Source organism: Psychrobacter halodurans (genome assembly GCF_017498075.1).
In the GTDB taxonomy this organism is placed as follows: Bacteria; Pseudomonadota; Gammaproteobacteria; order Pseudomonadales; family Moraxellaceae; genus Psychrobacter; species Psychrobacter celer.
Genome location: NZ_JAGBKN010000007.1, coordinates 1 through 15,647 on the forward strand (window position 1 = coordinate 1; position 15,647 = coordinate 15,647).

A 15,647-nucleotide genomic window follows, 5' to 3' on the forward strand; every position below is an offset into this window, starting at 1 on the left:
TAGCCAATTAGCCAATTAGCCAATTAGCCAAGCCCACCCTACCGCGGCTCATTAAGTTTATTCACACTCGCAATAAGCGCCACCATGATCATACCTATCATAATCAAAACGCCTGACATCATATGCGCGGCGTCATAATTGAGCGCTTCGACTTGCTCATATATGGCGATAGACACAACTTTGGTCTCACCAGAGATACTGCCGCCTATCATAAGCACCACGCCAAACTCGCCAATGGTATGAGCAAAGCTGATTAAACTACCCAAAATAATACCAACCTTGGCTTGTGGGAGCGCAACCGTCATCAGACGCCTTAGGCGGCTTGGCTCGAGTAATTGTGCCATCTCCATCACGCTCTTTGGAATACGCAAAAACTGCGCATAAACCGGCTGAATATAAAACGGCAGGGAATAAATAATAGAGCCAATAACTAAGCCCTCAAAGGTAAAAATAAGCGGGCTGATATTGTGCTCATGAAGATAGTGACCGATACCAGCGCTAGGGCTGAGCAAAAGCAGTAAGTAAAACCCAATCACAGTGGGCGGTAAGACCAGCGGCATAGCGATAATGCCCATCAGCACTACCTTTACCCGTGCAATGATACGTCCACGACTGGGCTTGGCTAGCCAATAGGCCACAGGAGTGGCAAAAAACAGTAAACACAAAGTGCTGGCGGTGGCGAGCTTAAGACTGACTAAGAAAGGCGCGAGCATGTCTGACATTAGCGATGAATCTATCATGATGTCATTTCTCATGGCTCATTGTATTCACAAAGGTTTATTGTATCTAAGAGATTGCTATTGCACGGTTAAATACCCTGCTTGTGAGAAGTATCGCTGCCCCTCGGCTGAACGCAAATAGTTCGTAAAATCTATGGTAGCAGGTTTATCACTAATGATAATACCATCTTGCAAAATAGCCGGATAAGACTCAGGCGCTAAGGTAATAAATTGCTCAGGTTTCGCATTGATAGCGATAATTTGTGATTGCGCGACAAAGCCATAATCGACACTGCCTGTATACGCATATTGAAAGGCTTGCCCGATGTTTTCTGCTTGTATTATGCGTTTTTGCTGCACTAAAGGGTCATATAACTTTTGCGCCTGCAAGTAAGACTGTGCCGACGCGCCATAAGGCGCAAGCTCAGGACTGGCGATAGCGATCTTGCTACTGCTGTCGCTTAGCAACATATCACTCAGCGCTTTTGGACTGAATCCATCCAAAGGTTTGTTGACGCTATATAGCGCCAGCTGACCTTGCGTATAGGTAAAAGGTTGATGCGTCGTGCTATCTTTGGGGATCTTATCAGCAAGCTTAGCAGGGAACTCTTGATTGGCTGATAAAAACATATCATAAGGCGCGCCTGCTATTATTTGCGCATACAACTTGCCAGATGAGGCATACGTGACTTCTATATTATCCTTGGACAGCTGATTAGCGATTTGATAGCCATCAATAACCTCAGGCAATACATCCGATAAATTGGCGGCGGCGGCGATACGTAGCGTCTGCAATTGCTTAGATTCATTATCAGTAGAGGTATCTGTAGCACTCTTTGACGTACAAGCACTTAAGGCCAATAGCGCACCACATAAAACGGCTACTTTAACCATTGTTGCTCAGCCATTTAGAGGGCGCATCCTCGTAATACTCTTGCTTCCACACAGGAATATCAGCCTTAATGGCATCGAGTATCCAGCGGCAGGCATCAAACGCGGGATAACGATGGGCAGAGACCACCCCTACCCATACCGCCACATCGCCAATCTCTAATGCGCCGATACGGTGGATGGCAATAGCATGGGTAATCTCAAAACGCTGTTTGGCCGCCTCAATGATAGCGCGGCCTTGGTTTAGCGCCAAATCCTCATAGCCGTAGTAACTCAAGCGCTCAACGCTGGTGGCGTTGTTATGATTGCGCACACGGCCCTCAAAGCAGACAAACGCGCCGCAGCCGTCATTGTCCAACGTGCGTTTCAATCTATCCTCGTCTATGGCGATATCTAACAATGCAAAGCCATCACGCTGTGCAATGGCATAGACCTCATCAACGCTGCGTTTGATGGTCATAGAATGGCTGTGGACGTTGTCTATCATATGTTATCTCTACTCATGGTTTCTACTTACTATCTCTACCCCCTTGCCTAGCCGCCTGCGACTGGGGTGATAAATACCACGCTATCACCATCATTAATCGGATCGGTCCATTTAGCGAAATAATCATTCACCGCCACCCGCAGCTCTTGTTGCGAATGACTAAAGCCATGCTTTTGACTCAAGTGCTCATAGAGCTCGCTTAGTGAAGTTGACGGCTCGACCTTGATGGTTTCTTGTTGACAATTGGCAGCGTCAGCTAGGCTAGCAAAGTAAAGAACTTGTACGCTCATCGCCGCGGCATCGTTGGTTGCTTTAATAGCGCTCATTATATTCTCCGTTCTGTGCAAGCTATTCAGCTTCATTTCACTGCTAATCATTAAAACGAAACTGTATTATCCTAAGCATGACAATACTCTGATTTGCCACCCGTTTTGGTGATTAGGCGCACGTTATCAATGGCGATATCGTGCGATATGGCTTTGGTCATGTCATAAATGGTCAGGCATGCCACGCTTACAGCCGTCAAGGCCTCCATCTCAACGCCCGTCTTGTGCGTGACTTTGACCGTAGCGCTGACAGTTATGCTGTCAAGATTGTCATCATAGTCAAAGCTCAAACCTATCTTATCGAGTGGCAAGGGGTGACATAGCGGTATCAAGTCATGCGTGCGCTTTGCAGCCATAATACCGGCGATATGCGCGGTCTGGGTGATACTGCCCTTTTTGGTCATGCCATCAGCGGCTTTGATCTGCTGATAAACCTCGCTGGGAAATCGCACTTGTCCGGTCGCATGAGCCTCTCGCGTGGTAGCCCGCTTGCCACTGACATCGACCATAGTGATATCACCGTTGCTATCTAGGTGTGATAAGCCGCATTGAGTAGCTCGATTGTCTATTTGGACGTTGTTATTCATTGAGAATTTCTCTGATATTAATAGTCTGACATTGATAGAGTGCTTAGCGAGTGGCAGGCGCGCTCAAAGTCTGTAGGCGTATTAAAGTTGGTCAAATACTGCCAACTGTTTGGAAAGGATACCGCTTGTAAATAAGGTTTGATAAAAGGCATAACTCGCCGCGCGCCATTATCGATATAGGCCTTTAAATCAGGCTCAAGACTTAATGGATAAAGCCCTAACAGCGGATATAAATGACTGTCATCAGTTAAGCAAATCACCTTCTTATCAGCTTCTTGATTTTTGTTTATTTGAGTCGCTACAGACTGCAACTTTTGCCATAACTCTGTAGCAGGTATCAGACTATCACAGCTAATCACCAACAGCCATGATGACTGGTTTTCCGTTAAAGCATCTGATGGCTGAGTCTTTATCACAGTTTGCAGAGCCGACTCGATAGCGACCAATGCACCGCCCGTGTGAATTTGGCTGTTGCTAATCTGACCGTTACTATTTTGGCCAGCGCTATTTTGTCTATCAGCATTCTGGTCATTAATCATATTAGCGCCATAATCAGCAATATGCATAACAGGCGCTTGTGATTCGCTATCCATCAGCTCTGAACCAACATGAAAGCCACGCCCATTATCAGCAACCATAATAGGTATGTCTTTGTTATTACCAGTATGAGCTTGAGCCAAATCCAGCGCATGCCGGACATGATAATCCAGCAGGCACTCCCCTGTTGGTAACATAAGCGCCGCTTTGGCTGTGCCCATTCGTTTGGAAGCACCGCCCGCTAAAATAACAATACCAGCTAAGCTGTCTAAGGGTTTCAAACCATTTATCATAGACGCACTTTACTTATCATCACCTCAGTCATGGCTTGGGTTTTGTGCCATAAAGTGTGGTACAAAGTTGCACGGCCGCGTACGGCTATCAAACTGCTCTTTTAAGATATTCTCCCACCCTGTACGGCAAGCGCCCGAGGAGCCTGGCAAACAAAAAATACCGGTATGATTTGCCATGCCTGCAACGGCGCGCGACTGCATCGTTGACATGCCAATCTCATCTTTTGAAATCAGACGAAACATCTCACCAAAACCATCGATCGATTTATCAAATAAGACTCTCACCGCCTCTGGCATGCTATCTCTGATAAAAAACCCTGTACCGCCCGTGGTAATCACCGCATGCACGTTTGGATCGGCAATCCAGCCGCTAATCACTGCTCGTATCTGATAAATATCATCGCTAATGAGCTTGCGATCTGCTAGATGATGGCCTGCGTCGGTTAAGCTATCTGCTAGGTACTGGCCTGACGTATCTTCTGCCAGCGTCCGACTGTCAGAAACGGTCAATACGGCAATATTAAGTGGGGTAAACTTGGCAGCAGGTTTGCTCATAGGGATTCCTCAAAAGTACAGTTTTTATGATTCAAATATAGCTTTGATGATTAGAGTGCAATAATGCTAACCACCGATAATCGATAAATTATGCATAATGCCGCTATTGGACTCATGCAAATGATGGTGCTCAGGTTTAATCGGCATAAAGCTGTGTAAAGTTTCAACCAAACCTTGCACATCCCCTGTTTGCAGATGCTGACGAATATCGTAGTTGCCTTGATCAAACAGACACAGATGCACCTTACCTTGGCTGCTGACTCTGAGACGGTTACACGTATCACAAAAATGCGCGGCATAAGGGGCAATCATACCGATGCGCCCAACATAGTCTGGATGACTATACTCTACCGCTGGACCATCACTACTACCGCGCACGTGTGGCTGCCAACCATGCTCAGTCAAATAATCGATGATGACATCGGACTGCGCATGCTGAGCAAAAAACAGATCGCTGTTATCACTGGTTTGCATAAATTCAATAAAGCGATAAGTAACGGGTCGGTCTTTGACATAGTCGATGGCGTCCATCAAGTTTTCAAACGCGGTCTCTGCCATCAAAATACTATTTATCTTCAGCTTAATCTCTGTGGTATTTAATAACGTATCCATATCTGACAGCAACTGCGGTAACGTATTAAAGCCTGTCATCTTATGAAAGGTGTCTGCATCAAAGCTGTCCATGCTGATATTCAACTTATTTAATCCAGCCGCTTGCCAATTGGCCAGATGTTTACCCAGCTTATAACCGTTACTGGTCATAGCGACGGTTTCTATGCCTTCGGTTTGTTTAATGGTTTGAATAATCTCGACAACATCGCGGCGAATGGATGGCTCACCGCCGGTGATTCTCACCTTTTTAGTGCCAACTTCGGCAAAACCGCGAATGAGCGTGGCAATCTCAGGCACGCTTAATTCATCATCAGGACGCTTGCCTTGATAGCCATTGGGCAAACAATACTCACAGCGAAAGTTGCAGAAGTCGGTGATAGAGAGGCGCAAATAAGTCAAACGACGCGCAAAGCTGTCCGTTAAAAGCTGATGGCTCTTAGTTAAATGGCTAGCATCAACGTCCGTAGACGCAGCGGTAGGCAAGGCGTGAGTACCATCAGATATCGCAGGCGCGGCTGGCGAATACAGTTGAGCACTGCCGATGCTAAGCTTGTCATCATTCATAATTTACTGCCAATTGCGATTTATACGTCTCATCTATTCGTCTGATGGAGCCAAGGAAAAGGTTGCACAATCACTTCACTACCTGCTGCGACATCACCGCTGTCTTTGTCCAACACGACAAAACAGTTGGCAAGGCTAAGCTGTTTGATTCTATGTGACTGCTGCCTGGCAAAACACTCCACTTCATACTCGCCTGCAGCGTTTTGCCTCAATACGCCGCGCTGAAAATCTTTGCGACCGACTGATTTTTTGATGTCGTTTGCTAGTTTAGCCTTGATATGTATTTGCATCGGCTGCTCAGATACGCGCGCGTCTGATAGTTGCCATAGTGCCGGTAGCACAAACTGTAGCGTACCAACGACTGTCGACAAGGGGTTACCAGGTAAGCCAAAGTACAGTACTGGCTTATCCAAATCTTTAGCAAGCTCCCCAAACACAAAAGGCTTACCAGGCTTCATCGCCACTTTGTAATGGTTAATTTGCCCGAGCTGCTCGATGACGGTAGTCAAAAAATCATAATCACCCACCGACACGCCAGCGGTCGAGATTAGCACATCACAGTCTTGCACGGCTTCATTAATAGCAGCCGTGGTCTTATCCAAATCATCAGGGATAATGCCGTAGTCGCGAATGGTAATCGGCAAACCAGCCAGCAAAGTCTTTAGCGTTGGGGTGTTGGAATTGTATATTTGTGCCAGACTTGTCAGCGCATCACCGACAGCCACCAGCTCATCGCCCGTTGCCAGTAGCCCGACGATAAGCGGCGCAAAGACGCTGACTTGGCTGATACCTAAGCTTGCAAGTAGGCTAATATCAGCAGGGTTTATGCGCTTACCGACTGTCAATACCGCTTCACCTGCCTCTATCTCTTCGCCTTGCCAGCGAATATTGCTATCCACTTTGGCCGCTTGGGTCAGTGTTACCCGATAAGGCTTTGATTTGTCGATTGTGTCTTTTATTTTTGCAAAGTTGGTGTTTTCTTGCATGATGACAGTATCGCAGCTATCAGGCACCACCGCCCCTGTAAAAATCCGTACACCCTGCCCTGTTACAAGCCGATCTGTATAAGCACTGCCCGCTTGTGACTCACCGATGATCTCTATAGTGCTATCTGCCGATAGTTCGCTGCCTTGTGCGATAGCATAACCATCCATCGCCGATAGGTTTTGTCTGGGTATATCAAAAGGCGAGGCAATATCTTGCGCCAGTATCTGATTGCCGCTGTCTTGCAAAGCGCACGTCCTAACAGCTCTTTGCCTTAGAGAAAAATCGTTATTATTGTAATCTTCTACGCGCGCTTTTATCGCTAATTGCAAGGCTTCCATGGTAATCATAAAAGAGTACTCTTCTTTTTTTGACGGCTATTAAATCGCTCAATGAGCAGCTATTTTTCTCGCGTATAAGGTTGACTATAGCTGATATAGCAATCCTAGATTAGCGCAAAAAAAGCACCTAATAAGGTGCTTTTTGTTGTAGTTGTTAAAGGCTTACTATAAAGCCTAGCAAGCAAGTGAGCAAAATGCCTTCTTTAACAGCTTAACATTAATAGCCAACCAGATGACACAGCCAGTTTAACAGCCTAGTTCACCATGAGGCTAGGCTTGCAGCACTGCGCTGAGTAATGAAACCATCTGGCGTCTGGCCATTATCTGCTTGCCAACGCTGAAACGCCCTACGCGTATTGGTGCCTACGATACCGTCAGCACCTTTGGTATCATAACCCATGCTGGTCAGGCGCTGCTGGAGATTGCGTACTTGCACAGTCGATAATGGGCGCTCATAACGCGGCCATGATTTATATAGACCGCCTTGCCCTGCCAGCGCTTTGCCCAACAAGCTGACCCCTAGTGCATAGCTTGATGAGTTGTTATAGACTTTGATCACATCAAAATTGGGACTGAGCAGCAGTGCAGGACCATCTTTGCCAGCCGGTAGCCACAACTCCATCTGGGTATTGGCATCCAAAGACACATCATCGATGGTATCGATACCAAGTGCCGCCCATCTGGCCGCCGACTGTTTGCTGCCAACAACGGCATAATCAAAAGATGCAGGAATCCTCACTTCATAAAAAGGCGCTAAGCCGCGTACCCAACCTGAGTTACTCAGATAATTGGCAGTAGACGCCAATGCATCCCCCGTTGCCCAAGGGTTGCGGTGACCATCACCATCGCCATCTACCCCTTGTTTGAGCCAAGTATCAGGGATGAATTGGGTTTGCCCCATGCCGCCCGCCCAAGAGCCATCCAGCTGTGACCATGACACATCGCCGCGCTGCAACAACGAGGCAAGCGACAACAACTGAGTTTCGGCAAACTCTTGGCGACGACCGTCATAGGCAAGGCTGGCAAGCGAGCTTGGAATGCTACTGTTGCCCGTCACCGCGCCATACGAAGACTCCATCCCCCATATTGCCGCGATGATTTCGGCATTGACGCCATACTGTGACTGTAACTGGGACAAAAACGTCCGCTGCTCTGCAAACTTACGCTTACCTGTGCTGACTCTGCCGTCTGATACTGCCGAATCCACATACTCCCACGGCATTTTAGAAAACTCAGGCTGCCCTGAGTCTAAAGAGATGACTTGCTGATTGAGATACGCCAAATCTAGCAGGCGGCGGATGGTCGGTGCATCATGACCTGACGCCATGGCGCGCATAGAAAAATCCGACTTCCAGTCAGAAAAACTGCCATAGCTTGGTTTTACGACTGGCTGGGGGTTGACAGCAGGCTTGGGGGTCGGCTTGACCTGAATGGTCTGAGTCTGAGTAATCTGCACGTTAGCCTGACGCACAGGTTTGCTAGGGTTTTGCATCGCTTGCTGGCTGGTACAGCCCACCATGACTAGCGCTGGGAAAAGAGCAATATAGTGTTTTTTTAAAATCATAAGAAGTCTCAGGTGTGAATAAGTACTATCGGTAAGCCATACCGTTGCCAAAAATCAGAGTAATAAGCATAGAGTAACTGTATATCGCTCATCAGTCGCTTATCATCTTTTTAGGGCTTGGGATAACTTAACAAATAAAAACCAGCAGCGGTAGAGCAGCAATGCTAGGACGGCTAGGACGTGTTGCACAATCAATCATGGCACTAACAAAGACTAGCGTCCCAATACTGCCCGTGGATCAATAGGGTTGCCATTTAAGCGTACTTGAAACTCTAGACCCACTTGATTGGTTTGGCCACTACTACCCATATTGGCAATACGTTGGCCACGCTGCACCGCGTCCCCTTCTTTAACCAAAAGCTGGCTATTGTGAGCGTAGGCGGTGATATAGTTGTCACTATGACGAATCATGATCAGATTGCCATATTCAGGCAAACCGTTACCTGCATATAGCACTGTCCCTGATTGGCTTGCCAGTACAGGGTCGCCGATATTGCCAGCAAACCACATGCCCATCGTGCCAGCCGCCGCATCAAAGTTACGTGTCACTTGGTTGCGGCTCGGGTACTCATAGCCTGACGTGGCGTTTGCCGTGACTTCATAGACAGGGCTAGTGTTAGTAGGTGTGCTGGTGACAGGCGGGTTGTAAGTAGGCTGTGGCCGTGTCTGAGCAGGCGCGTTATAGCGATTGTTATTGGCAGCATTTGGCTGTCCTTGCCAGAGCTTTAACCATTGGCCGCTATAGATGGTGTATTTACTATCTAAGCCATTGATCGCGCCAATTTGACGATAATTTAGGCGATAACGGGCGGCGATTTGGCTGACGGTATCACCGCGCTGGACCAGATGGTAGTTAGGAACCCCTTGTGCGTTGGTGATAATCTTGGGCGCAGCTTGGTTTGCTGTCTGATAAGTAGGTTTGGTGGCACAGCCTACCATCGTTAGCGCGGCGGCGGCCATGCTACCAATCAACACCGACGTTGCAAGGTGCGATCCTGTGTCAAGCTTTTTCATACAAGGTTCCTATTCTTTCTCTCACTCATCAGTTTTTGTCTTATTGAGTGGTTTGTGTGCCACTCATACGTATTATGCTTTTTGGGTCATCTATCCTATGGTCACAGACCTCAGCTGTCTATGATTTGTGCTATTACTCTTGCCTTTATCGCATCAAGTATTCTCATAAGGCCAAACTCGACAACGTCTCTAACGCAGCTTTTGGCGCATGGTGCAATCGCACAGGCGATAGGCTGATATAGTTTTCGGCCACGGCTTTATCGTCGGTCATCACACCTGCCACCTCACAGGGTTGCTGGTATAAGGGGTTAAGCGCCTGACGATCTGGTAATTGGGTCGTTTCGTCACCTTCCTCATCATGTAGCGCTGATGCGGCGTAGGCATTTTTGCGTTTGCGTAACGACAGCCAATACGCATCTCGCCCGCGCGGATCTACCATGTGATGGACGGGGTGCGCAATCTGAGCATGGCCAAGCGTGGTGATTTTTCGGCCTTTTATCTCAGCACTGCTGTGCACATCAGGAATATTAACGTTTAATACGTGATAGGGCAAACTTTTACACGTCGACAAAATAGCGGTCTCACGAATGAGCTTGGCAATCTCCTCAGCAGCCACCTTATAGTGACTGGCATCCTCTGGCTCTCGTCGTTTGCCTGCCTTTTTTCCTTTGACACCGCCGCCTACCAAAGAAGTGGCAATCGCGGGTATACCAAAAATCTGAGCGGTCAATGCCGCGCCAAAGGTGCCAGAAAACAAGACATCTTGTCCCAAATTGGCGCCTGAATTGATGCCGGTGACGATACAATCAAAGTCCATATTACAGTACAGCTCGTGCAATGCCAGATAAATACAGTCGGCAGGAGAGCCATTGACAGCGACAAACCCCGACGGCAACTGATGAGCATACAGCGGCTTTGAGACACTAAGCGAGCTTGCGCAGCCACTTTGCTCTTCGCTTGGGGCGACGACGACGACCTCACCGATGGCCGATAGTGCCTGAGCCAATGCCAATAGTCCTGGCGCGTGTACGCCATCATCATTGCTAAGTAAAAATCTCATATTTGCTCGTTGTTTTTGTCTTTGACCGTTTGTCTGCTTTTCAGCCTTTTTGTCATAATATTGCTATACTCGGCGCAGCATTGCCTAGATGATAGGCCATCACGAAGATGATAAGCACGTGGTTTCCCTTGGCAAACTGCTTATTTGCTCAGTTTGGCCCCTAATGCTGGGTGCCTTAGCCTACAGAGTAAAGGGCGACAGCGCAAACGGTTGATTGGTAAAATTTATCGCCCAATGACACCTTCTTACTTATACTTATACATCGCGCTAACTCACTACCCATGGTAGACATCATCAGCGCGCCCTGCTGGTATCGTAAGTAAAAGCGCAAAAAAAGCAAAAGGGCAAAAATAAATGGCGATTATACCCCAATCATACACTGACGCACACATAGCAGACCAAACCATAGATGCAATAGATACAAATATGAAGACTCTCAGCCTACAGTACTCAAGGATTTGCCGCTTTAGCAGCATTATCCTGAACTGTTTATGGCAGAGTGTCATACTGCCAGTACAGATTAAATGATAAGCAAAAACTTGCCATTAGGTTACAATAGGCAACAACGCACTACAATACAAACTTATACTTTTAGGCGGACGTAACTTAGCTGACGATGCTGCTGATATGTTGCTGCAAGATGGCTTTGGCTCACAATATATCTACACATAAATCAATATTTTATGTGACTTTTGTTTTTTTACCCATTAACATATGACCATTAAATAAAGATAAGCGAGTGTAATACAGAATGAAAAATCAATCGATATTATCTATAGCTTCTGTGCTAGCGAAGACCGCATCCAAGGTAGGTCTTGCAGGACTGATAACGTCTGTTGCCATGCTGTCTCAAGCCTCCTATGCGGCAAACAATGCTGCGACGACCATTCCTTTAGACATGTCTGGCATCAACATCACCAAGCATGAAATCGCTGTGATGCAAGTACTTTCAGAGATTTGCCCGCCGATGCTAAACGGCAAGCAAAAACAGCGTTTTTATAAGTCTTATAACGTGCAGTTGCACGAGCTGATGCCGTCACTAGAAGACCCCAAAGCGGCGATTCAATACCTATCAACGCAGCAAGACTATCGCCAAATTCTCCAAGGTATCCGTAGCTGGACGATGGGGTTCTCTAAGCAAGACAACCGAGCGCTGTGCGAAGACTTGGCCAATGCTGAATACTAGTACCCCCTCATCACCACTTATGATAAGCATGATAGGACAGACGATTTAAAAAAATAAACAAAAACGTACCACTGTGCTTTTGACGCCAAAATAACATTGATCATCAACGACAATAAAAAACGACACAAGCGGGCGTCCAAAGCGGGACAAAGCGTCAAGATTTTTAATGTTTTTCTGACGAGTGATAGATGACATAAAAGCTTGCTGTATTGCCAGAAGATGGGCCATGCAGCAGGCTTTTTTGCAACCGAAGATCGCGCTGGGTTTGTTTTTTAAGATACCTTATAGATAGGTGAAAATAGCCTGAGTTACGTGATAAACGCGACAAGCGATCATAGACACAAGCAGGGCTTTTTATTTTTGGGGGTGCCTTATTTTTTGCAGTTATCGATTCCCCATCGGTTATCATTTTGCTAAGATAAGGCGTTAATTTTATGTCTGTCGCACCATCGTCACTGCCATCATTAATCCCTTGTTTTTGAATATAATATTTAAGACATACGAAAAAAATGACCGAGGTTTGGGGCGAGTCGCAAGCGGCAGATACATTTGGTTTTATGATGCGGTGTAACGATATATGACAGTAAAGCGTGTAAAAAATCAGCTGGTACAGCTGGTCGTTGGTGTAAGTGTTTCTATGAGTGCGATAATGGCAAATGCCGCCATTCAGCCACCCGAGATGGACAATACCGCCTATGTATTAATGGACTACAACACTGGTGAAATCTTGGCACAAAAAAACGCCAATGAAGCGCTACCGCCAGCATCTTTGACAAAAATGATGACCAGCTACATCATCGAGCAGCGCCTCGCCTCAAGCGACCTAAAAGAAGACGATCAAGTGCTGATGAGCCCAAATGCGTGGTGCCGCGGCAGTAGCAGTCAGTCTTGTATGTATGTACCGGTAAATAAATCTGCGAGCGTTATCGACATGCTACGCGGTATTATTATTCAATCAGGTAATGACGCCTCAAAAGCTATGGCAGAGCATATCGCTGGTAGCGAAGCCTCGTTTGCCATCTTGATGAATGAGCAAGCAGAAAAGCTGGGCATGGAAAACACCCATTTTGTCAACTCGACAGGCATGCCTGACGAAGGCCATAGAGCCTCAGCGCTGGACTTGGCCAAGCTATCGCGCGCCATCATCAAAAACAGCGGCGACTACTATGGCTTGTATGCCGAAAAAGAGTTTACCTACAATGGCATCACACAAGGCAACCGCAATGCCCTACTAGCGACTGACCCCACGGTCGACGGTCTAAAAACAGGCCATACAGACGCTGCAGGCTACTGCTTGGCCGCCTCGAGCAAACGTGAAGGCATGCGTCTGATTTCTGTGATCATGGGCACCGAAAGCCCGCAAGCCCGTGCCGACCAGTCGCGCGAGCTGCTCAATTGGGGTTTTGGGCACTTTACCACCGTCACCAAAGCACCTGCTGGGCAATTTGTCAGTAAGGTACCAGTCTGGTTTGGTGAAACCGACGAAACTGAACTGGTCACAGGTGATAACTTGCAAATACTGACCAGTAAGACGCAAAAAAACAAAATCACCACCGTGGTCGACATCCCCGAAAGCTTAGAAGCTCCCATTAAAAAAGGACAAAACATCGGTAAAATGATGGCGGTCATCGACGGCAAGGCAGTGGCATCTGTGCCTATTATTGCCACCAGTGATATCGAACAATCAGGATTTTTGAGCCGCACTTGGCAGCGTGTGGTTCGCTGGGTACAAAGCTTTTTTTAAGCATTTGGCATAACTTATATACAAAAAAAGACGCTCATCTACCGGAGCGTCTTTTTTTGTTTGCATAAAATCAAGGCTTGTTGTATCAAAGCTTGTGGTAATGGCAAGGTTTATGATATCCAAGCTATCAAGTATGTCTTATCAAAGTCATCTCTCCATATCATGTCCAAACGAGCCAGCGTTTTATCAAATCGCTCAATCCTTTATCACTATACGTCACCATGTGGCAATAGTCGACACCAGCAGCTTTTAACCCATGCTCAAAGCTCTCTAAGCTGCGCACGTGGTGTTTTGGATACCAGTATATCAATAGCGCCCGATGGGTGATATCAGCGTTTTCTATCTGACGAATACGGGTGGCCAATGCCTCAGCCCTCGCAGGATACATGTCTTCTGCAAACATCACTATGTCGATTTTTTTGTGGCATATCTCATCTAGCGCCAGCTGCTCATGCTGATGGCAGATCACCTGCGCGCCTAACCGCTCAAGCTCCTCCACCAAAAATCCCGCTTCGTGATAATAATAGTAAATAATACTTAGCCCTGCCAGCACTTGCTGCTGATGAACTTGCTGCTGGTTGGGTAGTGGAATGGTCAAGACAAACTCTGTACCGACGCCCAGCGCACTATCGACATCGATGCTCGCTCCCATCAGCTGGGCCATTTGTTTGACGACGGGCAAGCCTATCCCTGAGCCTTCGTATTGCCGCGTTTGTGACGAGTCTACCTGAAAAAACGGATTAAAAATATCGTCGATGTGATTGTTATCGATGCCGATGCCCGTGTCTTTGACACTGATCTGCCAGCGATTGCTTTTATCAAAATGCGTGAGCTGCGAGGTAATGGTAACCTGCCCCGCTGAGGTAAACTTAATGGCATTACTTAGCAAAATCGCGAGTATTTGCTGTATCTTTTTTACATCACCTTGTAGGCCATAATCTATATGATGCACTTGGCTAATCAGCTCTAAGCCCTTACGTTTAGCGACAGGCTCAAACTCTGCCAACAGATCAGCGATCAGCTGTAGTGGGTTAAACTCACTAAGATGAATGGTCATCTGACCTTTTTGTATCTGATTCAACTGAATGATATGCTCAAGCGAAGACACCAGCTTGTCACTGCCACTACTGATGATATCGACCGCGTCTTTTTGCTCTCGGCTCAAGGTTTCATAATCTAGCAGTTGTAAGCCGCCGACAATGGCATTTAATGAGGTTTTTAGCTCGTGGGTTATCATGCTCTGAAAATTATGCAGCTGCACATCGAGCGATACATCTTTGCTGTGTAGCTGCTGCTCAAAGGTCGCCACCGCTTCATAGTCTTGTTTGATGTCTTGCAAGCGTTTAAACAGCACAATCAAAGCCTGCTTGATTTGCGCCAGCTCCTGAAAATTAAAATGCTGGGCGATGACGGGCAGTTTTTCAAGCTCAGGCGTCCTAATAATGATGTCGCATACTTCAGTGAGCGCGTCCACATCCCTAACCGGCCAGTTGAGCTTACGTAAGACATACAGCGCCCAGACCACAGCCAGCAAAATCGTAACCAGCCACAATAAAGCATTGCTTTGAAACCAGCTTGCGCGCAGTTTATTGACATCTAAGGTGATATTAATATAACCGACCAGCGTACTATTGGCATTTTTTGTGGTGCTTGAGGACGCCGCTACGCCTGATGACTGGCGCGGTAAACCATCAGCATCAGAGAATGTAGCGGCAATAGTGAGACTGTCTGGTTGCAAGTCATTACTGACGACTGGGTAATTAAAGCTGACCGTATCGGCAAACAGGGCGTTTTTCCAGTCGCCTCTAGATTGATTGGTATCACTGATAGGCTGAGGGGTTGAGTAAAATAAAATACTCTGAATACTTGGCTCATTTTCTAATAAAAAGGCAACTTGCTCCGCTACGATATCTGCCCCTTCTGCTGTCGAGGCGCTGGCGGTCAATACCGCGGCAAGCTGATCTATATGCCGATGCGTTTCTTTGTAATGATAAGTCAGACCATAGACAAAAAACAATATAAACCCTGCCAACACAGCCAGCGTAATGGCCTGTACGACAGAGCGCCAGATAAGCATAGGAATGGTGCGAGAACGAGGGCTGTTCATATCACTCAACGAAGCCAAGACAACTTTTTATTCATACTACAGGTATTTTGCAGAAGTGATAAGACAAACATGCAGA

General features: G+C 47.0%; 15 protein-coding genes. 2 read left to right on the top strand and 13 right to left on the bottom strand.

Features of this window, described 5'->3' with window-relative positions; all coding sequences use genetic code 11:
- Window positions 1-38: 38 nt before the first annotated feature.
- The 12 genes from modB to surE all read right to left on the bottom strand — a co-directional run bounded on the left by modB (window position 39) and on the right by surE (window position 10,534).
- Complete coding sequence (modB, locus tag J3491_RS04650; RefSeq protein ID WP_100749355.1) at window positions 39-740, bottom strand: molybdate ABC transporter permease subunit; 702 nt, start codon at window positions 738-740, stop codon at window positions 39-41.
- Window positions 741-797: 57 nt separating this feature from the next.
- Window positions 798-1,613, bottom strand: coding sequence for a molybdate ABC transporter substrate-binding protein (gene modA / locus J3491_RS04655; RefSeq protein WP_207969347.1), 816 nt, complete (start codon window positions 1,611-1,613; stop codon window positions 798-800).
- Window positions 1,606-2,070 (bottom strand): molybdenum cofactor biosynthesis protein MoaE, encoded by a 465-nt coding sequence (locus tag J3491_RS04660; RefSeq protein WP_424108347.1) that lies wholly within the window; start codon window positions 2,068-2,070, stop codon window positions 1,606-1,608. Before J3491_RS04660 ends, modA begins: the two co-directional genes overlap by 8 nt.
- 74 nt (window positions 2,071-2,144) lie before the next feature.
- Window positions 2,145-2,423 (bottom strand): MoaD/ThiS family protein, encoded by a 279-nt coding sequence (locus tag J3491_RS04665; protein ID WP_172953058.1) that lies wholly within the window; start codon window positions 2,421-2,423, stop codon window positions 2,145-2,147.
- Window positions 2,424-2,494: 71 nt separating this feature from the next.
- The gene (gene moaC, locus J3491_RS04670; protein ID WP_100749143.1) at window positions 2,495-3,010 is read right to left on the bottom strand and encodes a cyclic pyranopterin monophosphate synthase MoaC; all 516 of its coding nucleotides are present in this window, start codon (window positions 3,008-3,010) and stop codon (window positions 2,495-2,497) included.
- 17 nt (window positions 3,011-3,027) lie between these two features.
- Window positions 3,028-3,840 carry a molybdenum cofactor guanylyltransferase gene (gene mobA / locus J3491_RS04675; protein ID WP_100749142.1) on the bottom strand — a complete coding sequence of 271 codons (813 nt, stop codon included), beginning with the start codon at window positions 3,838-3,840 and terminating at the stop codon, window positions 3,028-3,030.
- Window positions 3,841-3,864: 24 nt separating this feature from the next.
- A complete protein-coding gene (gene moaB, locus J3491_RS04680) occupies window positions 3,865-4,395 on the bottom strand; it encodes a molybdenum cofactor biosynthesis protein B (protein WP_100749141.1) in 531 nt (176 codons plus the stop codon).
- Window positions 4,396-4,461: 66 nt separating this feature from the next.
- A complete protein-coding gene (gene moaA, locus J3491_RS04685; RefSeq protein WP_100749140.1) occupies window positions 4,462-5,571 on the bottom strand; it encodes a GTP 3',8-cyclase MoaA in 1,110 nt (369 codons plus the stop codon).
- Window positions 5,572-5,600: 29 nt separating this feature from the next.
- On the bottom strand, window positions 5,601-6,905 hold the full coding sequence (locus J3491_RS04690) for a molybdopterin molybdotransferase MoeA (RefSeq protein WP_207969348.1): 1,305 nt from the start codon (window positions 6,903-6,905) through the stop codon (window positions 5,601-5,603).
- 250 nt (window positions 6,906-7,155) lie between these two features.
- The gene (locus tag J3491_RS04695; RefSeq protein ID WP_207969349.1) at window positions 7,156-8,460 is read right to left on the bottom strand and encodes a lytic murein transglycosylase; all 1,305 of its coding nucleotides are present in this window, start codon (window positions 8,458-8,460) and stop codon (window positions 7,156-7,158) included.
- Window positions 8,461-8,673: 213 nt separating this feature from the next.
- Window positions 8,674-9,474 carry a peptidoglycan DD-metalloendopeptidase family protein gene (locus J3491_RS04700; protein WP_207969350.1) on the bottom strand — a complete coding sequence of 267 codons (801 nt, stop codon included), beginning with the start codon at window positions 9,472-9,474 and terminating at the stop codon, window positions 8,674-8,676.
- A gap of 163 nt (window positions 9,475-9,637) precedes the next feature.
- Window positions 9,638-10,534, bottom strand: a complete 897-nt coding sequence (surE, locus tag J3491_RS04705) for a 5'/3'-nucleotidase SurE (protein WP_207969351.1) — start codon at window positions 10,532-10,534, stop codon at window positions 9,638-9,640.
- A gap of 751 nt (window positions 10,535-11,285) precedes the next feature.
- Here surE and J3491_RS04710 point away from each other — a divergent pair.
- A complete protein-coding gene (locus J3491_RS04710; RefSeq protein ID WP_075101516.1) occupies window positions 11,286-11,720 on the top strand; it encodes an MCR_0457 family protein in 435 nt (144 codons plus the stop codon).
- A gap of 577 nt (window positions 11,721-12,297) precedes the next feature.
- On the top strand, window positions 12,298-13,464 hold the full coding sequence (locus tag J3491_RS04715) for a D-alanyl-D-alanine carboxypeptidase family protein (RefSeq protein ID WP_207969352.1): 1,167 nt from the start codon (window positions 12,298-12,300) through the stop codon (window positions 13,462-13,464).
- Window positions 13,465-13,624: 160 nt separating this feature from the next.
- Here the strand turns inward: J3491_RS04715 and J3491_RS04720 are convergent, their stop codons facing one another.
- The gene (locus J3491_RS04720; RefSeq protein WP_207969353.1) at window positions 13,625-15,571 is read right to left on the bottom strand and encodes a sensor histidine kinase; all 1,947 of its coding nucleotides are present in this window, start codon (window positions 15,569-15,571) and stop codon (window positions 13,625-13,627) included.
- Between the last annotated feature and the right edge of the window lie 76 nt (window positions 15,572-15,647).

Bases quoted from the DNA above. Each gene is read 5' to 3' on its own strand.
- modB (WP_100749355.1), bottom strand. From the start codon at position 740: ATGATAGATTCATCGCTAATGTCAGACATGCTCGCGCCTTTCTTAGTC.
- modA (WP_207969347.1), bottom strand. From the start codon at position 1,613: ATGGTTAAAGTAGCCGTTTTATGTGGTGCGCTATTGGCCTTAAGTGCT.
- J3491_RS04660 (WP_424108347.1), bottom strand. From the start codon at position 2,070: ATGACCATCAAACGCAGCGTTGATGAGGTCTATGCCATTGCACAGCGT.
- J3491_RS04665 (WP_172953058.1), bottom strand. From the start codon at position 2,423: ATGAGCGCTATTAAAGCAACCAACGATGCCGCGGCGATGAGCGTACAA.
- moaC (WP_100749143.1), bottom strand. From the start codon at position 3,010: ATGAATAACAACGTCCAAATAGACAATCGAGCTACTCAATGCGGCTTA.
- mobA (WP_100749142.1), bottom strand. From the start codon at position 3,840: ATGATAAATGGTTTGAAACCCTTAGACAGCTTAGCTGGTATTGTTATT.
- moaB (WP_100749141.1), bottom strand. From the start codon at position 4,395: ATGAGCAAACCTGCTGCCAAGTTTACCCCACTTAATATTGCCGTATTG.
- moaA (WP_100749140.1), bottom strand. From the start codon at position 5,571: ATGAATGATGACAAGCTTAGCATCGGCAGTGCTCAACTGTATTCGCCA.
- J3491_RS04690 (WP_207969348.1), bottom strand. From the start codon at position 6,905: ATGATTACCATGGAAGCCTTGCAATTAGCGATAAAAGCGCGCGTAGAA.
- J3491_RS04695 (WP_207969349.1), bottom strand. From the start codon at position 8,460: ATGATTTTAAAAAAACACTATATTGCTCTTTTCCCAGCGCTAGTCATG.
- J3491_RS04700 (WP_207969350.1), bottom strand. From the start codon at position 9,474: ATGAAAAAGCTTGACACAGGATCGCACCTTGCAACGTCGGTGTTGATT.
- surE (WP_207969351.1), bottom strand. From the start codon at position 10,534: ATGAGATTTTTACTTAGCAATGATGATGGCGTACACGCGCCAGGACTA.
- J3491_RS04710 (WP_075101516.1), top strand. From the start codon at position 11,286: ATGAAAAATCAATCGATATTATCTATAGCTTCTGTGCTAGCGAAGACC.
- J3491_RS04715 (WP_207969352.1), top strand. From the start codon at position 12,298: ATGACAGTAAAGCGTGTAAAAAATCAGCTGGTACAGCTGGTCGTTGGT.
- J3491_RS04720 (WP_207969353.1), bottom strand. From the start codon at position 15,571: ATGAACAGCCCTCGTTCTCGCACCATTCCTATGCTTATCTGGCGCTCT.